This is a genomic window from Leisingera sp. SA32, assembly GCF_056033425.1.
Genome location: NZ_JBVYHB010000010.1, coordinates 90,550 through 113,400 on the forward strand (window position 1 = coordinate 90,550; position 22,851 = coordinate 113,400).

A 22,851-nucleotide genomic window follows, 5' to 3' on the forward strand; every position below is an offset into this window, starting at 1 on the left:
GAAATGGTCATGACCGCGAAAGAAGCCAGCCTGCGGACCTGCGAAATTTGTGCCATGGCGCCGATCATGCCGGTGCTGGTGGTTGATGATGCCGCCCACGCCCGTCCGCTGGCAGAGGCGCTGGTCGCGGGCGGTCTGCCCGCACTGGAGGTGACCCTGCGCACGGCGGCGGCGCTGGACGTGATCCGCGAGATGGCGCAGGTGCCCGGCGGCGTGGTCGGGGCTGGCACGCTGGTCACCCCCGCCGATGCCGAGGCCGCCAAGGCGGCGGGCGCGCAGTTCGGCGTCTCTCCCGGTGCCACCGATGCGCTGCTGGACGCCTGCGAGGAGATCGGCCTGCCGATCCTGCCCGGCGCTGCCACCGCCAGCGAGGCGATGCGCCTGCTGGCGCGCGGCTATGGCATGCTCAAGTTCTTCCCGGCGGAGGCGTCGGGTGGAGCGCCCGCGCTCAAGGCGATCGGCGCACCGCTGCCACAGATTTCCTTCTGCCCCACCGGCGGTGTCAGCCCGGCCAATGCCGACAGCTACCTGAGCCTGCCCAACGTGGTCTGCGCCGGTGGCAGCTGGGTCGCGCCCAAGGATCTGGTGCAGGCCGGTGACTGGGACGCCATCAAGCAATTGGCGGCTGAGGCCAGCCAGCTGGGCCGCGACTCATGACCGGCGCCTGGACCACGCTGGAACAGCTGCATACCGCCGCCTCGGGGCGTCTGATCCTGTCGCTGTTCGATGCCGACGCCGGGCGTTTTGACGGCTTTTCAGCCGAGGCAGACGGGCTGCTGCTGGACTACTCCAAGACCAACATCGACGCGGCCACCCGTGCCGCGTTGCTGGACCTGGCCGCGGCGACGGATGTCGCTGCCAAGCGCGACCAGATGTTTGCCGGTGGCATTGCCAACATCACCGAAGGCCGCGCCGTGCTGCACAGCGCCTTGCGCGCGCAGGGCGGCGATCCGCTGCCGGTCGACGGCGCGGATGTGCGCCCCGACATCGCGGAGATGCTGCAACGGCTGGAAGAGTTTTCCGAAGGCGTGCGCACGGGCGCCATCGCGACCCCGGCGGGGCGTAAATTCACCGATGTGATCAACATCGGCATTGGCGGCTCCGACCTCGGCCCGCTGATGGCGGTGCGCGCGCTGGCACCCTATCACGACGGGCCTCGCTGCCATTTTGTCTCCAACGTCGATGGCGCCCATGTGCGCGACACGCTGGATCGGCTGAACCCGGAAACAACGCTCATCATCATCGCCTCCAAGACCTTTACCACGGTGGAGACGATGACCAATGCCGCCACCGCCATCCGCTGGCTGGAAGGCGCGGTGGGCCAGCAGGCGTCCGGCCACCTGGCGGCCGTCTCCTCGGCGCCGGACAAGGCGGCGGAGCTGGGCATCACGGCAGACCGCGTATTCGGGTTTGCCGATTGGGTCGGCGGGCGTTATTCGCTGTGGGGGCCAGTTGGGCTGCCGATCATGCTGGCCATCGGGGCCGCAGATTTCCGCGACTTCCTCGCGGGCGGCGCGGCGATGGACCGGCATTTCTGCACCGCTGAGGCAGAGCAGAACCTGCCGCTGATGATGGCGCTGGTCGGGATCTGGCACAACAATATCTGCGGCTATGCCTCGCGGGCGGTGCTGCCTTATGACCAGCGGTTGGAACGGCTGCCCGCCTATCTTCAGCAGTTGGAGATGGAAAGCAACGGCAAGCGCACCAGGATCAATGGCGAAACCGTCGACCGTGCGACCTGTCCGATTGTCTGGGGGGAGCCTGGTACAAATGGTCAGCACGCGTTTTATCAGCTGCTGCACCAGGGCACCCAGATCGTGCCCGCCGAGTTCCTGATCGCTGCCGAAGCGCATGAACCGGACCTTCAGCACCACCACGACCTGTTGAAGGCCAATTGCCTCGCCCAGTCCGAAGCGCTGATGTGCGGCCGGTCGCTGGACGAGGCCCGCGCGCTTGCCGCCAACGCGACGCCCGCAGGCGGCATCGACAGCGAAACCCTGGCCCGTCACCGCAGCTTTCCGGGCAACCGGCCTTCTGTCACGCTGGCGTACCGCAAGCTGACGCCGTTTGTGCTGGGCCAGATCATCGCACTTTATGAGCACCGGGTGTTTGTCGAAGGCGCGATTTGGGGCATCAACGCGTTTGACCAATGGGGCGTCGAGCTGGGCAAAGAACTGGCAAATTCGCTGCTGCCGATGGTGCAGGGGGCGTCGGCCGAGGGCAAGGACGGCTCCACCCGCGGACTGCTGGACAAACTGTCGGGCTAGGCTGCGCGGCTGATGCGCCCTTATGCTGGCAAGGCGCAACCGCAGCACAGAAAAAGGGGGCGCATCGGTCGATCCGATGCGCCCCTGGTTGTTTGCCGACCCCGCCGCGGCGGGGCCGCACCGGATCAGGCCGCCAGATCGAAGCGGTCCGCCTCCATCACCTTGACCCAAACAGCGACAAAGTCGTGCACGAATTTGCCGACGCCATCATCCTGGGCATAGACCTCTGCAAGGGCGCGCAGCTGCGAGTTGGAGCCGAACACCAGATCGGCCCGGGTTGCCGTCCATTTCGGCGTGTCGGTGGCGCGGTCCCGGCCTTCATACAGCCCGTCCTCCGTGGGCAGCCACTTGGTGCCCATATCGACGATGCCCCGAAAGAAATCGGTGCTCAGAACCCCGACGCGATCGGTGAACACCCCATGGCGGCTGTCGCCATGGTTGGCGCCCAGCACCCGCAGCCCGCCCAGCAACGCCGTCATTTCCGGCGCGCCAAGCCCCAGCAGCTGGGCGCGGTCGACCAGCAGTTTTTCCGCCGGGATGCTGTACGTGCCCTTCTGGAAGTTGCGGAATCCGTCCGCTTCCGGCTCCAGCACGGCAAACCCCTCAATGTCGGTCTGCTCCTGGCTGGCGTCGGTGCGGCCCGGTGTGAACGGCACCTCGATCGGGTGGCCTGCCGCACGTGCGGCCTCTTCCACCGCGGCACTGCCCGCCAGCACGATCAGATCGGCCAGCGAGACTTTCTTGCCCGCCGTGGCGGTGGCGTTGAAATCGCTCTGGATCTGCTCCAGGACATCCAGCACACGGGCCAGCTGTTCGGGCTGGTTTGCCTCCCAGTCCTTTTGCGGCGCCAGGCGGATACGCGCGCCATTGGCGCCGCCGCGATAGTCCGAGCCGCGGAAGGTCGAGGCCGCACCCCAGGCCACTGAAACCAGCTCCGGCACCGTCAGGTCGGATTGCAGGATGCGGGTCTTCAGTTCCGCCACGTCACTGTCATCCACAAGCGCGTGATCGACAGCAGGCAGCGGATCCTGCCAGATCAGATCCTCGCTCGGCACCTCGTCGCCGAGATAGCGCGCTTTTGGCCCCATGTCGCGGTGGCACAGCTTGAACCAGGCGCGGGCAAAGGCATCGGCGAACTTCTCCGGGTTGGCGTGATAATCGCGCGAGATCTCTTCATACACCGGGTCCATGCGCAGCGACATGTCGGCGGTGGTCATCATTGGCGGGTGCATCTTGTTGGGGTCATGGGCGTCGACCACCATATGCTCCGGCTTCACGTCCTGCGCTTCCCACTGATGCGCGCCTGCCGGGCTTTTGACCAGCTTCCACTCGTAGCCGAACAGCACGTCGAAATAGCCCATGTCCCAATTGGTCGGATTGGGTTTCCAGGCGCCTTCAATGCCGCTGGTGGTGGTGTCACTGCCGTTGCCGACACCGTGGGTGTTGATCCAGCCCAGGCCCATGTGCTCGACATCCGCCATCTCGGGTTCAACCCCGACCAGACCGGCGTCGCCAGCCCCATGCGCCTTGCCAAAGGTGTGCCCACCGGCCACCAGCGCCACGGTTTCCTCGTCATTCATGCCCATGCGCGCAAAGGTGTCGCGCACATCAAAACCAGAGGCGATCGGATCCGGGTTGCCGTCCGGCCCTTCCGGGTTCACGTAGATCAGCCCCATCTGCACCGACGCCAGCGGGTATTCCATTTCGCGCTCGCCGGAATACCGGCTGTTGGGTTTGTCGCTGGTGGCCAGCCACTCGGTCTCCGAGCCCCAGTAGATGTCCTCCTCCGGTTCCCAGACGTCCGCGCGGCCGCCGCCAAAACCGAACACCGGCCCGCCCATGGATTCGATCGCGCAATTGCCCGCCAGGATCATCAGGTCCGCCCAGGAGATCCGGTTGCCGTATTTCTGCTTGATCGGCCACAGCAACCGGCGCGCCTTGTCGAGGTTGCCATTGTCCGGCCAGCTGTTCAGCGGCGCAAACCGCTGGTTGCCCGTGTTGCCGCCGCCCCGGCCATCGGCGCTGCGGTAGGTGCCGGCACTGTGCCAGGCCATGCGAATGAACAGACCGCCGTAATGGCCGTAATCCGCAGGCCACCAGTCCTGGCTGTCGGTCATCAGGGCGTGCAGGTCTTTCTTCACGGCCTCCAGATCAAGCTTCTTGAACTCTTCGCGGTAGTTGAAGTCGGCGCCCATCGGGTTCGACTTCGCCGCGTGTTGATGCAGGATCCGCAGATCCAGCTGGTTGGGCCACCAGTCCTGATTCCTGGTGCCGCCGCCGCGGGCGGTGTTATGCGCCGAGCCGTGCATTACCGGGCATTTTCCTGCGGGGGTGTTGCCGTCCATTTTAGTCTCCGATCGTGGCTGCATTTCTTGTTGCGATTCGTGTCAGGCGGCGGATCCGCTACTATCCCAAGCCTGTGCGACGTTCTGGAGAGACACTAGCAGAGGAAGTCGATTGGACTAAGTTGCATTTTCTCATCGCAGTGATAGGTATTTCCTATGATAAACGTGACTCTGCGCCAGATGCGCTATTTCGAGGCTTTGGCCCAGCACCGCCATTTCGGCCGCGCAGCGGACGCCTGCGCCGTGTCGCAGCCTGCCCTGTCGGTTCAAATCAAGGAGTTGGAGGAAATGCTGGGCGTGCAGCTGGTGGAGCGGGGGGCGCGTCAGGTGCGGCTGACCAGCCTGGGGGAGGATCTGGTGCAACGGGTGCGCGGCATCCTGCGCTCGGTGGATGAGCTGGGAGAGTTGGCGCGGGCCTCGCGCGACGGGTTGGCGGGGCGGCTGCGGATCGGGGTCATTCCGACCATCGCGCCCTATCTTTTGCCGGCCATCGTGGCCACGCTCGCCCGTGACCACCCCGAAGCCGACATCCGCATACGCGAGACTGTGACGCCGAAACTGCTCAAGGAACTGGGGGAGGGCAGGCTGGATACCGCCATAGTCGCCTTGCCGGTCTCGGAGCCGGCGTTTGAGGAGGTGGCGCTGTTCAGCGAGCGTTTCGTACTGGTGCGCCCGGACCGCGACGCGCAACAGCCGGTTCCCGGCCCGGAAGGCTTGCGCGAAATGCGACTGCTGCTGCTGGAAGAGGGGCATTGTTTTCGCGATCAGGCGCTGTCGTTCTGCAACATGCAGTCCGTCGCCCCGCGAGAGCTGCTCGACGGCAGCTCGCTGTCGACGCTGGTGCAGATGGTCGGCGCTGGCATCGGCGTGACGCTGATCCCCGAAATGGCGATCCCGGTGGAAACCCGCTCGGCGGCGGTGTCGGTTGCACATTTTGCCGATCCGCAGCCTGCGCGTACCATCGGCATGATCTGGCGCCGCAGCAACCCCCTTGCGCGGCAGCTGACCCAAGTGGCAGAGGTTGTGCGCGACACCGCCCAAACCCTGTACGGCGCGGCCCCGGCGCAGGACTGAAACCCTACCAGCAGGCGGGGCTGCCACGGACGCGGCGGGCGGGCAGGGAACTTTTCGCCAAATCCGGCCAGGTGGATGTTGACTCTGCCCCAGCCCCCTATATAAGCGCGGCTTCATTGGTGTTGGTGGCCCCCGCAAGGGGATGCCTGTCATGCCCGGATCCTGGATGCGGAGCAAGAGGACAACGCCCTTCGATTGTTGCAGAGGCTCCTGGAACAGGCGAACACAAACGGCGTGGCGGCGAAAGCAGCTGCAGCCCGGACAGTGGGACCCGGTTTTCGGAAACAGCTGCAACGCCCCTAAAGAAGGAGATCAGCCGTGACCAAACGCACGTCTGCCAAGTACAAAATTGACCGCCGTATGGGCGAAAACATCTGGGGCCGCGCCAAATCCCCGGTGAACCGTCGTGAATATGGCCCCGGCCAGCACGGCCAGCGCCGCAAGGGCAAACTGTCCGACTTCGGCATCCAGCTGCGCGCCAAGCAGAAGCTCAAGGGCTACTACGGCGACCTGACCGAAAAGCAGTTCCGCCGCATCTACGGCGAAGCCGAGCGTGTGAAGGGCGACACCGGTGAAAACCTGATCGGCCTGCTGGAGCGCCGCCTGGACGCGGTCGTCTACCGCGCCAAGTTCGTTCCCACCGTCTTTGCCGCCCGCCAGTTCGTCAACCACGGCCACGTGACCGTGAACGGCAAGCGCGTCAACATCCCCTCCTACCGTGTGAAAGAGGGCGACGTGATCGCAGTCCGCGACAAGTCCAAGCAGCTGGCCGTCGTGCTGGAAGCCGTGGGCCTGGCAGAGCGTGACGTGCCGGATTACCTGGAAGCCGACCACTCCAAGATGACCGCAACCTTCGTGCGCACTCCCGGTCTGGGCGACGTGCCGTACCCGGTCGTGATGGAACCGAACCTGGTCGTCGAATTCTACGCCAAGAACTAAGCTGCTGCCCCATCGGGCATCTGGCTGGAAGGGCTGTCCTGCGGGGCGGCCCTTTTTCGTGGCGGCAACGCGCCGGAACGTGGCGAAACGCAAGTTTCTTATGGTGGGCCGCGGCGGATGGCTCTACGCTTGGGTCAAAACCAGACCGGGAGTGTAGGATGAAATTCATTGCAGGGGCGGTCTCGGCCGCCGTAATCGCCTTCTCCGCCGCCGCTGCCTTTGCGGCCCCGCTAAAGCTGACGCCCGCGAGCCCACAGCCCGGGTCGGTCTCTCCAGGGCTGGCGGTGACCTATGCCTACCCGCAGGACGTGAAATCCCTGGCGCAGGCGGAATGGGCGCTGAAATCCTATGGCGAGCCCGGCCGCCCCATTGCCGGTCTCGACAATCGCGACACCGCCGAGGGCGAGCCGACCCTGACCTCCAAACGCGCGATGCATGTGGCGGCGCGCATCACCGGCTACGTGCGGCTGGACAAGCCAGGGGTTCACACCATCGATTTCCTGACCAACGACGGGCTGCTGGCCCGCATCGGCGGCCAGGTGGTCGGAAAGTTCGACGGCCGCCAATCCTGCGACAGCACCATCCAGACCGAGGTCGAGGTGCCAGCGGCGGGCTGGTATCCGGTGGACATCCTGTACTTTCAGCGGCTCGGTACCGCCTGCCTTCACATGCGCATGGGCCCCAAGGGCAAGCGCCCGTCATGGATGAAGGACAGTGCCTTCGGTCACTGATCGGCGCGCGCCGAACGACATTCGATGCCGCACCCTCTTTCTGGTTTGAAATACTCCGGGGGAGCGGCCGCAGGCCGCGGGGGCAGCGCCCCCATCCCTGCCTACAATGGCAGCGGTCGCGCCTCAGCAATCGCTTCCATCGCGAAATAAGACGTCACGCTGTCCAGTTCGACGCCCGCAATCAGGCGTTGATACACCCTGTCATAACTGGCCATGTCCTGGGTCACCACCTTCAGCTGATAGTCGTAATCGCCGCCGATGCGGTGAAAATCCACCACTTCGGGAATGGTCAGCACGTGGCGGCGAAAGCGCTGCAACCAGTCCGCCGAATGGTGCCGGGTGCGCAGCATTACAAACACCACCAGATCCAATCCCAGCGCCGCCCGGTCGATCCGCGCGGTGGAACCTTGCAGCAGACCCCTGTCGTTCAGCGCCTTCAGTCGTCGCCAGCAGGCATTCTGCGACAGCCCGACCTTTTCCGCCAGCTCGCGCTGGGACAGGCTGGCGTCCAGTTGTAGTGCCCGCAGAATGCTGCGGTCAATTTGATCTATCGTTTGACTCATCTGTAGATCATACGACACATAGTTGAAGCAAGCCACTCAGAGATTGATAAACTTTTTCCGCCTTCCGGCGTTCATGATGTCCCCGCAGCACAACGGAGGCACCACATGACCCTGTCCGCATTCAAGCACCTCATCGTAACCGCCGCACAGGACGGCAGCCTCGCGCAGGGGCTGATCGGCGAGGGCACGATGATCCCCGGTCTCGATGGCGAGGTGCCGCTGGTCTATGCCGATTACGTCGCCTCAGGTCGCGCCTTGCGCCAGGTTGAGAATTTCGTCGCCGACGCGGTGCTGCCCTTTTATGCCAATTCGCACACAGAGGCCTCCTACTGCGGCTCCCACATGACCCGCCTGCGCCGCGCGGCCCGCAGCGAGATCGCCCGCCTGACCGGCGCCATGGAGCAGGACGCGGTGATCTTCACCGGCTCCGGCGCAACTGCCGGGCTGAACCGGCTGGTCAGCCTGCTCGGTGTCAACGAGGCGGTGCGCCCGGTGGTCTTCGTCGGCCCCTATGAACATCACTCCAACATTCTGCCGTGGCGGGAAAGCAAAGCCACCGTTGTCGAAATCCCCGAGGCCGCGGAGGGCGGTGTTGATCTGGCAGCGCTGACGCGCGCGCTGTTGGATCATGCTGACAGCGATCTGAAAATTGGCAGTTTTTCTGCCGCCTCCAATGTCACCGGTATTCTCACCGACCCGGATCCCGTCAGTCGCCTGCTGCACGAACACGGCGCGCTGGCAGTCTGGGACTTTGCCGGTGGCGGCCCGTATTTGCCGATCGACATGGGCGCGCAGGGTGCCGCGCGCAAGGATGCCGTGGTGGTCTCTCCGCATAAGTTTCCCGGCGGCCCCGGCGCCTCTGGCGTGCTCGTCGTCAACAGCGCCGCGGTGCGCCGCCGCTGCCCGTCCTGGCCCGGTGGGGGCACCGTCAGCTTCGTGTCGCCCTGGCATCACGAGTACAGCCGCGACCTTGCCGCGCGGGAAGAGGCGGGCACCCCCAATGTGATCGGCGACATCCGGGCGGCCCTGGCGTTTTTGGTCAAGGAGGCCGTCGGCAAGCCCGAGATCGAAGCCCGCGAAGCACGCTATGCGCAGATGGCCTGGGACGGCTGGGCCGATAATCCGCGGCTGCGCATCCTTGGCCCCCGCGCGGCGCACCGGTTGCCGATTTTCTCCTTCCTGGTGACGGACGCCACAGGGACGCCGGTGCACCAGCAGCTTTTCACCCGCATGCTCAGCGATGTCTGTGGCATCCAGGCGCGCGGCGGCTGCGCCTGCGCCGGGCCATATGCGCACCGCCTTCTGGGCATAGGCGAGGCCGAATCTGCCGCCCTGTTCAACGATCTTCAGGCGGGTGAGGAAATGAAGAAGCCCGGCTGGGTGCGCTTGAATTTTTCCTACCTGATGTCGGAAGAGACCGCGCAATACATCATCGACAGCGTCAACGCGCTGAGCGCGCGCGCGGGCGACATCGCGCCGCGCTATGGTGCCGATCCCGAAACGGCGCGGTTTCAGGCACGGGTCGCCTGACGGTGGCGGTCGGGCCGGGGCGGAGGGGCGGCATCTTGGTGCTTCCCCAGCCCGCCTTGGCCCGTTATGACGGGCAGGAATTATCGGAGCCCGTATTATGACCAAACTCACACCGCAGCCCGGCATCATGGATATTGCTCTGTATCAGGGCGGGGCTGCCCATGTGGCGGGGGTGAGCAACGTGGTGAAGCTCTCCTCGAACGAGAACCCGCTTGGCGCCAGCCCGCGCGCGGTGCAGGCGATGCAGGACGCGGCGGCCAATATGCACCTCTATCCCAGCTCGGATCATGCAGCCTTGCGCCAGGCCATCGGCGAGGTTCACGGGCTGGCGCCCGAGCAGATCATTTGCGGCGCTGGAAGCGACGAGATCATCGCCTTTCTCTGCCAGGCCTATGCCGGACCGGGGGATGAGGTTCTGTTCACCGAACACGGCTTTGCCATGTACCGCATCAGCGCGCTGGCAGCTGGCGCCACCCCGGTGGAGGTGCCCGAGCACGAGCGCGTGACGGACGTGGATGCGCTGCTGGAAGGCTGCACAGACCGCACCCGTCTGGTGTTCATCGCCAACCCCAACAACCCCACCGGCACCATGATCAGCGCGGGCGAGGTCGCCCGGCTGGCCGATGGCATCCCCGCGGGCGCGCTTCTGGTGCTGGACGGCGCCTATGCCGAATACGTCGAAGGCTTCGACGGCGGCGCATCTTTGATCGCCGCGCGCAGCAATGTGGTGATGACCCGCACCTTTTCCAAGATCTACGGACTGGGCGGTGCGCGCATTGGCTGGGCTTATGGCCCGCGTGAGATCATCGACGTGCTGAACCGCCTGCGCGGCCCCTTCAACGTCTCCAGCACGGCACTGGCCGGGGCAGAGGCCGCGGTGCGCGACACCGACTACCTCGTCCACTGCCGCGCCGAGAACGCCAAATGGCGGAGCTGGCTGGCCAATGCGCTGGCGGAACTCGGGGTGCCCTCGGATGTCTCCAGCACCAACTTCATTCTCGCCCGCTTCGGCAGCCAGGACGAAGCAGAGGCCTGCGACGACTATCTGCAATCGCAGGGTCTGATCGTGCGCCGGGTGGCGGGCTACAAGCTGCCCAACGCACTGCGCATCACCATCGGAGATGAGGCCGCTTGCCGCCGTGTGGCCGCCGCCGTGAAATCCTTTAAAGAGGGTCAGGCATGAGCGACCAGGTTTACGACCGTGTCGCGCTGATCGGGCTGGGGCTGATCGCCTCCTCGATGTTCTGGGCGATGAAGCGCGCTGGCCTTGCGGGCGAGGTCACCGGGTTCGCCCGCAGCAGCGAGACCCGCGAGACAGCCCGCCGCATCGGCCTGTGCGACCGCGTCTGCGACAGCGCGCGCGAGGCGGTGCAGGATGCCGATCTGGTGGTGCTTTGTGTGCCGGTGGGGGCGATGGGGGCCGTGATGGACGACATCGCACCGGTGCTGAAGCCGGGCGCGACGGTGTCCGATGTGGGCTCGGTCAAACGCCATGTCATCGACGCGGTGCAGCCGCGCCTTCCCGAGGGCGTGCATTTCGTCCCCGCTCACCCGCTGGCAGGCACCGAACACTCGGGCCCCGAATCCGGCTTTGCCGAACTTTTCGACAACCGCTGGTCGCTGCTGGTCCCGGTGGAGGGCACCGATCCCGAAGCCACCGCCCGCCTGCGGGCCCTGTGGGAGGGCATAGGCGCCAACGTCGATGAGATGGACGCCGATCACCACGATCTGGTGCTGGCAGTCACCTCGCACACACCGCATCTGATTGCCTATACGATGGTGGGCGTCGCCGACGATCTGCGCCGTGTGACCGACAGCGAAGTCATCAAATACTCCGCCGCCGGTTTCCGCGACTTTACCCGTATCGCCGCCTCCGATCCGACCATGTGGCGCGATGTATTCCTCACCAACAAGGACGCAACGCTGGAAATCCTGGGCCGCTTCACCGAGGAGCTGTTTGCCCTGCAGCGCGCCATCCGGACCGGGGACGGCGCGCACCTGCACGACTACTTCACCCGCACACGTGCCATCCGCCGTGGCATCATCGAGGCGGGACAGGACACCGACGCGCCGGACTTTGGCCGGGGTCAGAAGAAATGATCCGCGCGGGCGCGCTGCTGGCGGCGCTGCTGCTGGCGCCCGCCGCAATCGCGGACCCGCAGCCGCAGCCCGCCGCGGCGCCGATGCCGCAGGTTGCGCATGTAACGGAGGTGCTGTTCGGCCGCAAGAAACGGCGCGATGGGTCGGTCTGCGGCGATGTGGAGATACAGGGCGACGCCTTCGGCGAAGTGGCCGGTGCGCTGCCCGGCTGCGGCGCCAAGGATGCGGTTCGGGTGCGCGCCATTTCTGGCGTCCGGCTCAGCCAGGCGTCGCTGATGACCTGCGATACGGCCCGCGCGCTGAAGACCTGGATCACCCGCGAAGTGGCCACCGCCTTTGGTCGTCGCAACAGGGTGGTGGGCCTGCGGGTGGCGGCCCATTACGCCTGCCGCACCCGCAACAACCGCCCCGGCGCGAAGATTTCGGAACATGGCCGGGGGCGGGCGATCGACATCTCCGGCTTCACGCTGGAAAGCGGCGAGACGATCACCGTGCTGCGCGGCTGGCAAAAGCGCAAGACCCGCCGCAAGCTCAGGAAGATCTGGCGCGCCGCCTGCGGTCCCTTCAGCACCGTGCTGGGGCCAGAGGCGGACCGCTACCACCGCGATCACTTCCACCTCGACGTGGCCCGCCACCGCGGTGGCGCCTATTGCCGCTAGGTCTCGGGCGTCCTCTTGCCGAAATATCCCGACGCGCGAAGCAGAAGCTCGGATCCCTGGGACTGCAAACCGGCGCACCCACGGGGACGCTCCCGCGCCTGAAGATGCCCTGACGGGCCTATTACAGCCTTGGGCCCGGCGCGCTGCGCGCGCCTGTCCGCTTGCGGCGGGGCTGCGCCCACAGCCGGGCGGTTCAGCGCAGGATCAGACGGGGCGCCGGGCCCAGCGGCAGCGGGCCGAGCATCACCTGGTCGTCGGCAAAGCCCAGGGTAATGTCCAGATGCTGCGGGTTGCCACCGGCCTGCGCCAGAAGGCCCAGCACCCGCTCCGCCGAACGGCGCAGCGCCGGTGGCAGCACGCCGCCGCGTTCCGCCAACGACAGGATTTCGCGCCAGTTTTCTGCCCGCAAGGCGATGTCGCCCGTGGCGACACCCTGCGCGTCCACCGTCAACGCGCCGCTGGCCTTCAGCCGCAGCGCGCCCCACCGGGCCTCTGCCAGCGCAAGGTCGATGCGGCGGGGTTGCGGCCGTCGCTGTTCCAGCGCGCTGCGATCCCAGGGGCGGTCAAACGTCACCGCCGCTTGCAGCGTCAGAGTCTCCAGCGCCTCCGGAAGCTCCGGTCCGGCGGCCAGCCGCCGCCGCCAGTGTTCGCCGGGTACCATACCGCGGGCATGCGCCTGCACCTGATAGGTTTCAGGGCTTTCGGTCTGCACCATCCGCAGCTTCAGCGTTTGCGCCGCCAGCAGCCTGTGGTCGTCCATCGTGACCTGCCAGCGCCCGGACGTCAGCCCCAGCGTCTCCAGCGTCAGCGCCGTGCCGGGCGCAAGATGCAGCTGCGCCGTCAGATCCTGCGCCACAATCACCGCCGTCTGATCGAGATAGGACAGCCGCTGCGCCGTGTCCGCAAAGCGCAGAGTCAGCGCGCCCGGCCACAGCGCCGGGCTGTCCAGCGCCAGCCAGTCCGCGCGCCACGCTGTGCCGGTGCCGGGGTCGGCCAGCACGGGCCGACTGATCCGGGCGCTGTGGCGCCACGGATAGCCGCCCGTATCCAGCGTCGCGTATTCCGCCTGCCAGCCCTGTGCCCGCCGCGCCTCGAACCACGCGCCCAGCCCCGCGCGCAGGCCCCAGCCCGCCACCGCCCAATACAGGCTCCACAGCAACAAACCGGCAAGCAGCAGTTTCATCAGGCGCATTGCTTAACCTCTTTTGTCCGGAGTGGGATTGCTGTTTATAGGGGCAGAGCAGAAAGGGCCAGACAGCATGACGATGTGGGTATTCGGGTACGGATCGCTTCTTTGGAATCCCGGTTTTCCGGTGGCGCGGCGCGAGGTGGCGGTGCTGCATGGCTACGCGCGCTCCTTCTGCATGAGCTCGATCCACCACCGCGGCACCGAGGACCATCCGGGCCTGGTGCTGGCGCTGGATGAGGTCCGGGGCGCGCATTGCAAGGGGCTGGCGATGGCGGTGGAACCGGGCCAGGAGGCGCAGACCCTGACCTACCTGCGCGAACGCGAGCTGATCTCTTCCGCCTATGTGGAGCGAAACCTGGAGGTCGAACTGGCCGATGGCAGGCGGGTGACGGCGGTGACCTATGTGATCGATGCCGATCACGTGCAGTACTGCGGCGGCATGGGGCTGGAGGAGCAGGCCCGGATCATCGCCCATGCGGTTGGCGGGCGTGGGCCGAACACCGAATACCTGTACAATACCGCAGACCATCTGTCCGAAATCGGCCTGCATGACGTCGACCTTGACTGGCTGGCCCGGCGGGTGCGGGAAATCACCGCATAAAGCCTTGGCGCTGCAAGCACTTTGCTTATAGGCTGCAAGCGAGACAAGAGCAGACAACCGGTCAGGACCTAGGACGATGGCGCAGCCAGACCGCAAGACGCGGCCGCAATTCTCACAGCCGGTGCGGCAGATCATCATGATGCTGATCGCGCTGGGGCTTTCGGGCTTCGGCGCCTTTGTCGCCCTGCCGCGGGTACTGCCGGTGTTTGAGGCCAACCCCTGGCTCAACGGCTTTATCGTCTTTGTGTTTGTGATCGGCGTGCTGGCCTGCTTCTGGCAGGTGGTGCAGCTGATCGGCTCGGTGCGCTGGATCGAACGATTTGCGTCGGGCGACAGCCAGGAGCACCGCCGCCCGCCGTCGATGCTGGCGCCGCTGGCCTCCCTCCTGGCAACGCGCAGCGCGCGGATGCAGCTGGGCTCGGCCTCGACCCGCTCCATTCTTGACTCGGTCGCCAGCCGCATCGACGAGGACCGCGAGATCACCCGGTATATCGTCAACCTGCTGATCTTCCTTGGCCTGCTGGGCACATTCTACGGCCTCGCCACCACCGTGCCGGCGGTGGTCGACACCATCCGCAGCCTCGCGCCCCAAGAGGGGGAGGCCGGGCTGACGGTCTTCAACCGCCTGATGACTGGCCTCGAGGCGCAGCTGGGCGGCATGGGCGTTGCCTTTGCGTCGTCCCTGTTGGGGCTGGCAGGATCGCTGATCGTGGGCTTGCTCGAACTTTTTGCCGGCCACGGCCAGAACCGGTTCTACCGTGAGCTGGAGGAATGGCTGTCCTCGATCACCCGCGTCAGCTTTGCCTCGGGCGAGGACGGGGCGGGTGACAGCAGCGTGGTTTCACAGGTGCTGGACACCATGGCCGAGCAGATGGACGCGTTGCAGGCGATGTTTGCCGAAACCTCCGAAGGGCGCGCGGCGGTGGATCAGAAGCTGGGCGATCTGGTGGACACCATCCAGGACATGAACCGCCGCCAGGAACGGACCGGCTCCGTTACTGCGGCGCTGGACCGGGTGGCAGTGGGGCAGGAGGCGCTGACCGAAATCCTGCGGGCGCAGAGCGAGCAGGGCGGCATCGACGCCGAAAGCCGCATGCGGCTGCGCTCCATCGATGTGCAGATGCTGCGCATCCTCGAAGAGATTTCGGCCGGTCGTCAGGAAAGCCTGTCGGAGTTGCGCAAGGACATCGACCTGATGATCAAGGCCTTTGCCCGCCCGCGCGGATTGTCGCGCGGCGGTGTCTCCGACCGCAGCGCGGGGGAGTGATCCATGGCCCTGTCGCGGCGCACAGGACAGCGGTTTCAGGCGTCGATCTGGCCCGGCTTCGTGGATGCGATGACCGGGCTGCTTCTGGTGCTGATGTTCGTGCTGACCATCTTCATGGTGGTGCAGTTTGTGCTGCGCGAGACCATCACCGGCCAGGAAAGCCAACTGGATGAGCTGTCGGCAGAGGTGAGCGCACTGGCTGCTGCCTTGGGCCTGGAAGAACGCGAAAACCGGCGCTTGCAGGCGCGGATGGGGGCGCTGACCTCGACGTTGAACACCGCGCAGACGGATCTGGAACAGGCGCAGGGTCGAATTGCGGCGCTGTCCGCCGAACGCGACCGCCAGGCGGAGGAGCTGGCCGAGGCCACAACCCGCATCACTGATTTTGAGGCGCAGGTGGCGGCGCTGATTGCCAGCCGCGATGCGGTGCAGGCGCGGGTTGCGGACCTCAGCGCGGAACGCGACAGCCTACAGGCGGCGCGCGATGAATTGCTGAGCGAACAGGACGCCCTGAACGTTGCGCTGGCCCAGGCCCGCGATGAGCTCGACGCCGAGGCCGAAGCGGCCCGCCGGGCGGCCTCTGAGCGCGAGGCAATGGAGGCGCTGATCTCCAGCCTCGAAGCCGAAGGCGCGCAGCAGTCGGAACGGATCAGCGGCTTGCAGGAGCGGCTCGACGCGACCGAATCCGCCCGGTTGCTGGAAGCCGCTGCCGCCGAGGCCCTGCGCGAAAAATTGCAGGACGCCGATGCCGAGCTGACGGCGATGACCCTGGCGCTGGAGGCGCAGCGGCAGGAGGCGGAGGACACGCTGACCCTCCTGGCAGCAGCTGAGGCCGCGCGCAAACAGCTGGACGCGCAGCTGGCGCAGCTGGAAGCCGCGCGCGCGACAGCCGACAGTGAGGTGGCGCAGCTGTCCGCCGATCTGGCCGAGGCACGGGCGGCCCTGTCGGTGGCAGAGGCCGACGTGGATGAGCTGGACGTGCTGCGCCAGCGGCTCTTGGATGCGGTGGCGGCGCAAGAGACCGCCGAGGCCCGCGTGGCAGAGACCCTGAGTCGTGCCGAGGAACGTGAAGCCCTGTTGGCGCAAGCGCGCGAGACCCTGTCGCAGGAAAAAGCCGTGTCCGAGGAGGCGCGCCGCGAAACTGCGCTGCTGAACCAGCAGGTGGCGGCTCTGCGTGAACAGTTGGGCAGCCTGCAAGCGCTGCTGGATGATTATCAGGACCGCGATGCGGCGCAGCAGGTGCAGATGCAGAATCTCGGTCAGGATCTGAACGCAGCGCTGGCCCGCGCCGCATCGGAAGAGCGCAAACGCCGCTTTCTGGAGGAGGCCGAACGCAAACGCCTGGAAGCCGAGGCAGAGGCGCTGTCCAGCAAGGCGCAGGACCTGGAGCGCTACCGTTCTGAGTTCTTTGGCCGGTTGCGGGACCTTCTGGGCAATCAGGAGGGCGTACAAATCCAGGGGGACCGCTTTGTCTTTGCTTCTGAGGTGCTGTTTGCGCCGGGCAGTGCCACCCTGTCACCGGCCGGCAAGGTAGAGATAGCCAAGGTGGTGTCGATCCTGCAAAGCGTGGTGGCGGCGATCCCGCCGGAGATCAACTGGATCATCCGGGTGGACGGCCACACTGATGACACGCCGCTGGGCACGCATCCCAAGTTTGCCGATAATTGGGAACTGAGCCAAGGGCGGGCGCTGTCGGTGGTGCGGTACATGGTCGAGGCGCTTGGGGTGCCGCCGTCGCGGCTGGCGGCGAACGGCTTTGGGGAATATCAGCCGGTGAACACGGCAGGCACGCCCGAGGCCCGCGCCCAGAACCGTCGGATCGAACTGAAGTTCACCGAGAAATAGCGCGCCGACTCCGAGTGGCTGCGCCGCGGACCGACGGGACGGGCCGATTGGCGCGCCAGGAGGGAAAACTCGGCAGCAAACCATTTGGTGAAAATCACCGGGCGAAAATCACTGGCGCACATCAGCGGGCGCGCGGCGCACTGCCCCGCGGGGTGCAACCCGCTTCACTGTTGGAGACAGACTGCTCCGGTGCGGAGACAGAACACTAGTTACACACGGGTTGCGGCCCCGCCGGGCAGCAGGGCATGTCTAGATCTATTGCGTTTTCCAGGGGAAGCAAATCTGCGGCGCAAGGGGTGCGCTTCCGGTTTTGCCGTGGGCTCCCGCCAGGCGCACGACCCTGATCGGGCCGATTTGCCTGTTGGGCCGCGCAGCCGCCGGGGCTTGCGCCCCGGCGGCTGCGGAGGTGCCATACCGTGGCCGCGGCGCGGGTCAGCGCGGTGGGATGTCCATGCTGTGGGTGACGCTGTCGATCACCTGCCCGTTGCGCAGCAGCCGGGCGGTGCCGGTATAGTGGCCCGCAGGCCAGCTGCCGCCGCGCAGCCGCCGTCCGGCGGCGCGGAAGAATTGCGCTTGGTTGCGGTTCAGCGTCGCGCTTTGATCGACCAGCGCACCAGCGGGACCGGTCACGGACAGCACCAGCCTGTCCCCGGTGCGGCCCCCGTAGGCATAGGCCCAGAACACCAGCGCAGGCGCATCCGCGGCCAGCGGGGTCTGATCGGCGTCGCCCTGCTTGATCGTGTCATACTCCGGCACCGCGCTGCTGAAACCGGTCCCCAGCATTCCGCCGGGCTGATAGCTGGGCGCCGGCTCCGCCCACAGCGTGCCTTGCGCAGGCGCGCCACAGCGGTCCGGGCTGGCGGGCGCAAACGGATCCACCACAGCGCCATCGCGGCGCACTGACAGATGCAGATGGGGGAATTGGGTTTTGCCCGACAGCCCAACCGCGCCGAGCACATCGCCCGCGCGCACCTTCATGCCGCTTTGCACCCGGATCGAGCCGCGTTTCATGTGGCAGTACTGGGTCTCCCAGCCGTCGGCGTGGCGCAGAACGACGCCGTTGCCGCATTCCTTGCCCTTGATGGCGGCCCCGGTTTCATCCGTGGCATAGGTATCGGCCATCGAGTCGCGCACCCCGCGCACCACACCATCCGCTGCCGCACGCACCTGAACACCCGCCTGCATGTCAGACAGGTAGGGCAGGGCGATGTCGGTGCCCTTGTGCCCCTCATAGCTGAGGCTGCCGCAGGTGAAATCGGTGGCCTCGGGGCTGGGGTCATGGTCGACGAACTGCTGGATGTGGCAATCCTCGCCCAAGGTGCAGTCCACCGGAAACTGCAAACGGAAATCGCCCGCCGCGACAGGCGCGGCGAGCGTCATAGTTGCGATCAATGCCGTCAGGCGCATCACTCGGCGGTCAGCAGCGGCGGCTTGTCACCGGAAATGCGCGGCTTGCTCGGCCCTTCGAGACGGAGCTCCAGTTTGCCGTCCTTGATGCCGACCTGTACCACGCCGCCCTTGGTCAGCTTGCCAAACAGCAGCTCCTCGGCCAGCGGCTTCTTGATGTGCTCCTGAATGACCCGGCCCAGCGGGCGCGCACCCATGCGGTCGTCGTACCCCTTGTCGGCCAGCCATTCGGCGGCCTTGCGGGTCAGCTCGATCGAGACATTGCGGTCCATCAGCTGGGCTTCCAGTTGCAGCACGAATTTCTCGACCACTTGCAGGATCACCTCTTTTCCCAGCGGAGCGAAGGAGATCACGGCATCCAGACGGTTGCGGAACTCCGGCGTAAAGGTGCGCTCGATCGCGGCGGTGTCTTCACCCTCGCGGCGGTCGCGGCCAAAGCCGATGGCGGCTTTCGCCATATCCGACGCACCGGCGTTGGAGGTCATGATCAGGATCACGTTGCGGAAGTTCACCGTGCGGCCGTTGTGGTCAGTCAGCTGGCCGTTGTCCATCACCTGCAACAGGATGTTGTAGACGTCCGGGTGGGCTTTCTCGATCTCATCCAGCAGCAGCACGCAGTGCGGGTGCTGGTCGACACCATCGGTCAGCAGGCCACCCTGGTCGAACCCGACATAGCCCGGAGGCGCGCCAATCAGGCGCGAGACCGCGTGCTTCTCCATGTATTCCGACATGTCAAAGCGCAGAAGCTCCACGCCCAGCTGGTCCGCCAGCTGCTTGGCCACTTCGGTCTTGCCGACACCGGTGGGGCCTGCAAACAGGTAGTTGCCGATCGGCTTCTCCGGTTCGCGCAGGCCCGCGCGGGCCAGCTTGATGGCGCTGGACAGGGCGGTGATGGCATCGTCTTGGCCAAACACCACGCGCTTCAGGGATTTCTCCAGATCCTTCAGCACCTCGGCGTCGTCTTTCGACACGTTCTTGGGCGGGATGCGGGCGATCTTGGCGACCACGGCCTCGATCTCCTTGACGCCGATGGTCTTGCGGCGCTTGGCCTCCACCACCAGGTGCTGCGCGGCGCCGGCCTCGTCGATGACATCGATGGCCTTGTCCGGCAGCTTGCGGTCGTTGATGTAACGCGCCGACAGCTCCACCGCGGTCTTGATCGCATCGCCGGTGAACTTGATGCCGTGGTGGTCCTCGAAATAGGGTTTCAGCCCTTTCAGGATCTCGATGGAATCCTCCACCGTCGGCTCGTTCACGTCGATTTTCTGGAACCGGCGCGACAGGGCGCGGTCCTTCTCGAAATGCTGGCGGAACTCCTTATAGGTGGTGGAGCCCATGGTGCGCAGCTTGCCGCCCTGCAACGCAGGCTTCAGCAGGTTCGACGCATCCATCGCACCGCCGGATGTCGCACCGGCGCCGATCACGGTGTGGATCTCATCGATGAACAGAACCGCGTCGCGGTGGTCCTCCAGCTCGGTGACCACGGCCTTCAGGCGTTCCTCGAAATCACCGCGGTAGCGGGTGCCGGCCAGCAGGGCGCCCATGTCGAGCGAGTAGATGGTGGTTTCCGACAGAACCTCAGGCGTTTCGCCAGCCACGATCTTGCGCGCCAGCCCTTCCGCGATGGCGGTCTTGCCGACACCGGGGTCCCCCACCAGCAGCGGATTGTTCTTGCGGCGGCGGCACAGCACCTGAATGCAGCGCTCCACCTCCTGGTCGCGACCGATCAGAGGGTCGATGTCACCGTCCCGCGATTTTGCATTCAGATCAACGCAGTACTTCGCCAGTGCCGATTCTTTCTTCTCGCCCTCGGTGGTGGCGGTCAGCCCGTCGTCCTCCGGCTCGGAAGCGCCGGAAACCGGGCGCGCCTCGCCATAGGCGGGATCCTTGGCCACACCATGGGCAATGAAGTTGACCGCGTCGTAGCGAGTCATTTCCTGGTCCTGCAGGAAATAGGCCGCGTCGCTTTCACGTTCGGCAAAGATGGCGACCAAAACATTGGCACCCGTCACCTCGGTGCGGCCGGAGCTTTGCACATGGATGGCGGCGCGCTGGATCACCCGCTGGAAGGCGGCGGTGGGCACGGCTTCGGAGCCATCCACGTCGGTGACCAGATTTGCCAGGTCCTCATCCACGAATTCCACCAGCGCGGATCGCAATTCGCTCAGGTCGACGCTACAGGCGCGCATCACGCGGGCGGCGTCGGGTTCGTCGATCAGGGCCAGGAGCAGATGCTCCAGGGTTGCGAATTCATGACGGCGTTCATTCGCCAGCGCCAGCGCTGCGTGAATGGCCTGTTCCAGGGTGCTCGAGAATGAAGGCACGGGCGTGCTCCTCTGATCTTGGGTTGGCCGGTGGAGCGGTATTAACCAACTCCTCAGTTCAACCATGTGCTTATAAGGTTAGAGTTTGGTTGATAGAGCGCCGGCTTCAAGGTCTTTTCTTCATTTTGCGGTCACATTTATTTTGGCCCTGTTGCGCGCGGATACCGCCTGTTTCTGTCAGAAATCATCCTTGCGTTTGCGAATCTCTGCAAAAACTTCTGCGTCTTCAGCAGCTTCCATGCCCAATGCAGCGCGGATCGCGGGGTCGTGCGGGCGCAGGAAGGGATTGGTGTCCAGTTCCAGTTGCAGCGAGGAGGGCACCGTGGCGCGGCCTGCCTCGCGGGCTGTGGCGATATCGTCGAGGCGGGCCTGCAACGCCGGGTTGCCGGCATCAATCGTCGCGGCAAAGGCGCCATTGGCTTGGGTGTATTCGTGGCCCGAATAAACCATGGTCTGCGGCGGCAGTGCTGCCAGTCGCGACAGGCTGGCCCACATCTGCTGAGGCGTGCCCTCGAACAGGCGGCCGCAGCCCAGTGCCATCAGGCTGTCGGCAGTGAAAACGGCCTCAGTGCCGGGCAGGTAAAACGCCACATGGCCGACCGTGTGGCCCGATACGTCCCAGACATGCACCGTCTCCCCCATCAGCGAAAAGCTCTCGCCGTCGCGCACCATCTGGTCCAGCGGCGGCAGCCGGTGGGCATCGGCGCTGGCACCGATCACCTTGGCACCATAGGTCTCGCGCAGCGCCGCCACCCCGTCCACGTGGTCCCAATGATGATGGGTCAGCAGGATCCAGTCCAGCCCCCAGCCGCGCGCCGACAAGGCCGCCTTCACGGCCTCAGCCTCGGGCGCATCGACCAATGCGGTTTCACCCGACTTGGGATTATGGATCAAAAAGGCATAGTTATCCGACAGGCAGGGCAGGGTGATGATCTCAAGAGGCATGGTCATTCGCCTTTACATTGCTAAACTGACCTCAGATTGGCCGAAGCAGCAGGCGCCCGCAATGCATCTTGATGTTCAGGATCTCAGGAACTTCTATTACCGCAGCACGCTGGGCCGGGCGGCGCAGGCGTCGATCCGTGGGCGTCTGCAACAGCTGTGGCCAGAGGCCGCCGGGCTGACGGTGGCGGGCTTCGGCTTTGCCGCGCCGCTCCTGCGTCCTTACCTGCCCGAGGCGCGCCGGGTGATGGCGCTGATGCCGGGCCCGCAGGGGGTGATGCAATGGCCGGCCGGTCAGCCCAATGTCTCGGTGCTGTGCGAGGAAACCAGCTGGCCGGTGGAGACCGGCCGCATCGACCGGCTGGTGCTGCTGCACGGGCTGGAGACCTCGGAGCGGCCGGGCAAGTTGCTGGAAGAATGCAGTCGGGTCCTGGGGCCAGGGGGGCGGGCGATCTTCATCGTGCCCAACCGGGCGGGCCTGTGGGCGCGGTCGGACCTGACACCGTTCGGCTTTGGCCGCCCCTATACGTTGCGCCAGCTGGAGGGGCAGCTGCGCGATCACGACTTCACCATCGAACAGCACACCGCCGCGCTCTACCGGTTGCCCAGCAACAGACGTTTCTGGCTGAAGTCCGGCGCGATGCTGGAACGCATGGGCAACCGTTTGCCCGCGATGCTGGCGGGGGGCGTCTTCATGGTGGAGGTCAGCAAGCACACCCACCCGCAAAAGGGCCACATTGTCCGCCCGCGCGCGCCGAACCCGATCCGGGTGCTGGAGGGCTTGTCGAACCCGCTGCCGGAACCGGCCTGAACCTGCCCCGATTTGGTTTCCCAAAATCCGCGTTGCTCTGAAAGGGGGGCTGACGCGGGGCTGCGGCGGCGCTGGTGTAACGATTTTGCGGCGGATTCGGCCGTTCGGAATCGCGAATTGCTGAGGTTCCGTGGCAGTTTTTGCGGAATATATTGCGGTCAAAGGGCCGCACTCGCCGCAAGTGTTTGAAAACTTGGGGAACTCGCATTCTTTCAATACCGTTATAGACAGTTGATAGGTCGCATCCGCTCTGCTAG

The 22,851-nt window shown here is 65.8% G+C and carries 18 protein-coding genes and 1 pseudogene; 13 read left to right on the top strand and 6 right to left on the bottom strand.

The genetic code is table 11. The features are described from left to right. Positions 1-3 precede the first annotated feature (3 nt). Together eda and pgi are read left to right on the top strand one after the other, a co-directional pair. Positions 4-657: a bifunctional 4-hydroxy-2-oxoglutarate aldolase/2-dehydro-3-deoxy-phosphogluconate aldolase gene (eda, locus tag AC0IPL_RS14825; RefSeq protein WP_474272717.1), complete on the top strand. Its 654-nt coding sequence runs from the start codon at positions 4-6 to the stop codon at positions 655-657. Then, positions 654-2,267, top strand: coding sequence for a glucose-6-phosphate isomerase (gene pgi, locus AC0IPL_RS14830; protein ID WP_474272718.1), 1,614 nt, complete (start codon positions 654-656; stop codon positions 2,265-2,267). The genes eda and pgi overlap by 4 nt, the downstream gene beginning before the upstream one ends. Before the next feature lie 125 nt (positions 2,268-2,392). Here the strand turns inward: pgi and katG are convergent, their stop codons facing one another. Further along, positions 2,393-4,612: a catalase/peroxidase HPI gene (katG, locus tag AC0IPL_RS14835; RefSeq protein ID WP_474272719.1), complete on the bottom strand. Its 2,220-nt coding sequence runs from the start codon at positions 4,610-4,612 to the stop codon at positions 2,393-2,395. A gap of 156 nt (positions 4,613-4,768) precedes the next feature. Here katG and AC0IPL_RS14840 point away from each other — a divergent pair, with 156 nt between their 5' ends. From AC0IPL_RS14840 to AC0IPL_RS14850, 3 genes are all read left to right on the top strand, one after another. Further along, positions 4,769-5,686, top strand: a complete 918-nt coding sequence (locus AC0IPL_RS14840) for a LysR substrate-binding domain-containing protein (RefSeq protein ID WP_474272720.1) — start codon at positions 4,769-4,771, stop codon at positions 5,684-5,686. A gap of 318 nt (positions 5,687-6,004) precedes the next feature. Further along, positions 6,005-6,625: a 30S ribosomal protein S4 gene (gene rpsD, locus AC0IPL_RS14845; protein WP_474272721.1), complete on the top strand. Its 621-nt coding sequence runs from the start codon at positions 6,005-6,007 to the stop codon at positions 6,623-6,625. A 158-nt stretch (positions 6,626-6,783) separates the two neighbouring features. Next, positions 6,784-7,356, top strand: a complete 573-nt coding sequence (locus tag AC0IPL_RS14850; protein WP_474272722.1) for a PA14 domain-containing protein — start codon at positions 6,784-6,786, stop codon at positions 7,354-7,356. Positions 7,357-7,457: 101 nt separating this feature from the next. On the opposite strand, the gene AC0IPL_RS14855 is transcribed toward AC0IPL_RS14850, so the two are convergent. Next, positions 7,458-7,919, bottom strand: coding sequence for an Lrp/AsnC family transcriptional regulator (locus AC0IPL_RS14855; protein WP_474272723.1), 462 nt, complete (start codon positions 7,917-7,919; stop codon positions 7,458-7,460). A gap of 105 nt (positions 7,920-8,024) precedes the next feature. Between AC0IPL_RS14855 and AC0IPL_RS14860 the strand changes: the two genes are divergently transcribed. From AC0IPL_RS14860 to AC0IPL_RS14875, 4 genes and pseudogenes are all read left to right on the top strand, one after another. Further along, positions 8,025-9,449 (top strand): aminotransferase class V-fold PLP-dependent enzyme, encoded by a 1,425-nt coding sequence (locus AC0IPL_RS14860; RefSeq protein ID WP_474272724.1) that lies wholly within the window; start codon positions 8,025-8,027, stop codon positions 9,447-9,449. Between the two features lie 97 nt (positions 9,450-9,546). Further along, positions 9,547-10,632, top strand: a complete 1,086-nt coding sequence (hisC, locus tag AC0IPL_RS14865; RefSeq protein ID WP_474272725.1) for a histidinol-phosphate transaminase — start codon at positions 9,547-9,549, stop codon at positions 10,630-10,632. Beyond that, positions 10,629-11,549: a prephenate/arogenate dehydrogenase family protein gene (locus tag AC0IPL_RS14870; RefSeq protein WP_474272726.1), complete on the top strand. Its 921-nt coding sequence runs from the start codon at positions 10,629-10,631 to the stop codon at positions 11,547-11,549. Before hisC ends, AC0IPL_RS14870 begins: the two co-directional genes overlap by 4 nt. Next, positions 11,531-12,208: pseudogene (locus tag AC0IPL_RS14875) on the top strand (extensin-like domain-containing protein); the annotation flags it as partial. The gene AC0IPL_RS14870 and the pseudogene AC0IPL_RS14875, both read left to right, overlap by 19 nt. Before the next feature lie 193 nt (positions 12,209-12,401). Here the strand turns inward: AC0IPL_RS14875 and AC0IPL_RS14880 are convergent. Next, positions 12,402-13,400: a DUF2125 domain-containing protein gene (locus AC0IPL_RS14880; protein WP_474272727.1), complete on the bottom strand. Its 999-nt coding sequence runs from the start codon at positions 13,398-13,400 to the stop codon at positions 12,402-12,404. Between the two features lie 67 nt (positions 13,401-13,467). Here AC0IPL_RS14880 and AC0IPL_RS14885 point away from each other — a divergent pair, with 67 nt between their 5' ends. The 3 genes from AC0IPL_RS14885 (at position 13,468) to AC0IPL_RS14895 (ending at position 17,110) form a co-directional block, all read left to right on the top strand. After that, on the top strand, positions 13,468-13,998 hold the full coding sequence (locus AC0IPL_RS14885; RefSeq protein WP_474272728.1) for a gamma-glutamylcyclotransferase: 531 nt from the start codon (positions 13,468-13,470) through the stop codon (positions 13,996-13,998). Between the two features lie 76 nt (positions 13,999-14,074). Beyond that, positions 14,075-15,265, top strand: coding sequence for a biopolymer transporter ExbB (locus AC0IPL_RS14890; protein WP_474272729.1), 1,191 nt, complete (start codon positions 14,075-14,077; stop codon positions 15,263-15,265). Between the two features lie 3 nt (positions 15,266-15,268). Beyond that, positions 15,269-17,110 (top strand): peptidoglycan -binding protein, encoded by a 1,842-nt coding sequence (locus AC0IPL_RS14895; RefSeq protein ID WP_474272731.1) that lies wholly within the window; start codon positions 15,269-15,271, stop codon positions 17,108-17,110. A gap of 432 nt (positions 17,111-17,542) precedes the next feature. On the opposite strand, the gene AC0IPL_RS14900 is transcribed toward AC0IPL_RS14895, so the two are convergent. The 3 genes from AC0IPL_RS14900 to gloB all read right to left on the bottom strand — a co-directional run bounded on the left by AC0IPL_RS14900 (position 17,543) and on the right by gloB (position 21,792). Then, complete coding sequence (locus AC0IPL_RS14900) at positions 17,543-18,517, bottom strand: M23 family metallopeptidase (RefSeq protein WP_474272732.1); 975 nt, start codon at positions 18,515-18,517, stop codon at positions 17,543-17,545. Continuing rightward, complete coding sequence (clpA, locus tag AC0IPL_RS14905) at positions 18,517-20,841, bottom strand: ATP-dependent Clp protease ATP-binding subunit ClpA (protein WP_474272733.1); 2,325 nt, start codon at positions 20,839-20,841, stop codon at positions 18,517-18,519. The genes AC0IPL_RS14900 and clpA overlap by 1 nt, the downstream gene beginning before the upstream one ends. Before the next feature lie 177 nt (positions 20,842-21,018). Then, positions 21,019-21,792, bottom strand: coding sequence for a hydroxyacylglutathione hydrolase (gene gloB, locus AC0IPL_RS14910; protein ID WP_474272735.1), 774 nt, complete (start codon positions 21,790-21,792; stop codon positions 21,019-21,021). Between the two features lie 55 nt (positions 21,793-21,847). Here gloB and AC0IPL_RS14915 point away from each other — a divergent pair, with 55 nt between their 5' ends. Then, positions 21,848-22,594 carry a methyltransferase domain-containing protein gene (locus AC0IPL_RS14915; RefSeq protein WP_474272737.1) on the top strand — a complete coding sequence of 249 codons (747 nt, stop codon included), beginning with the start codon at positions 21,848-21,850 and terminating at the stop codon, positions 22,592-22,594. Positions 22,595-22,851 lie beyond the last annotated feature (257 nt).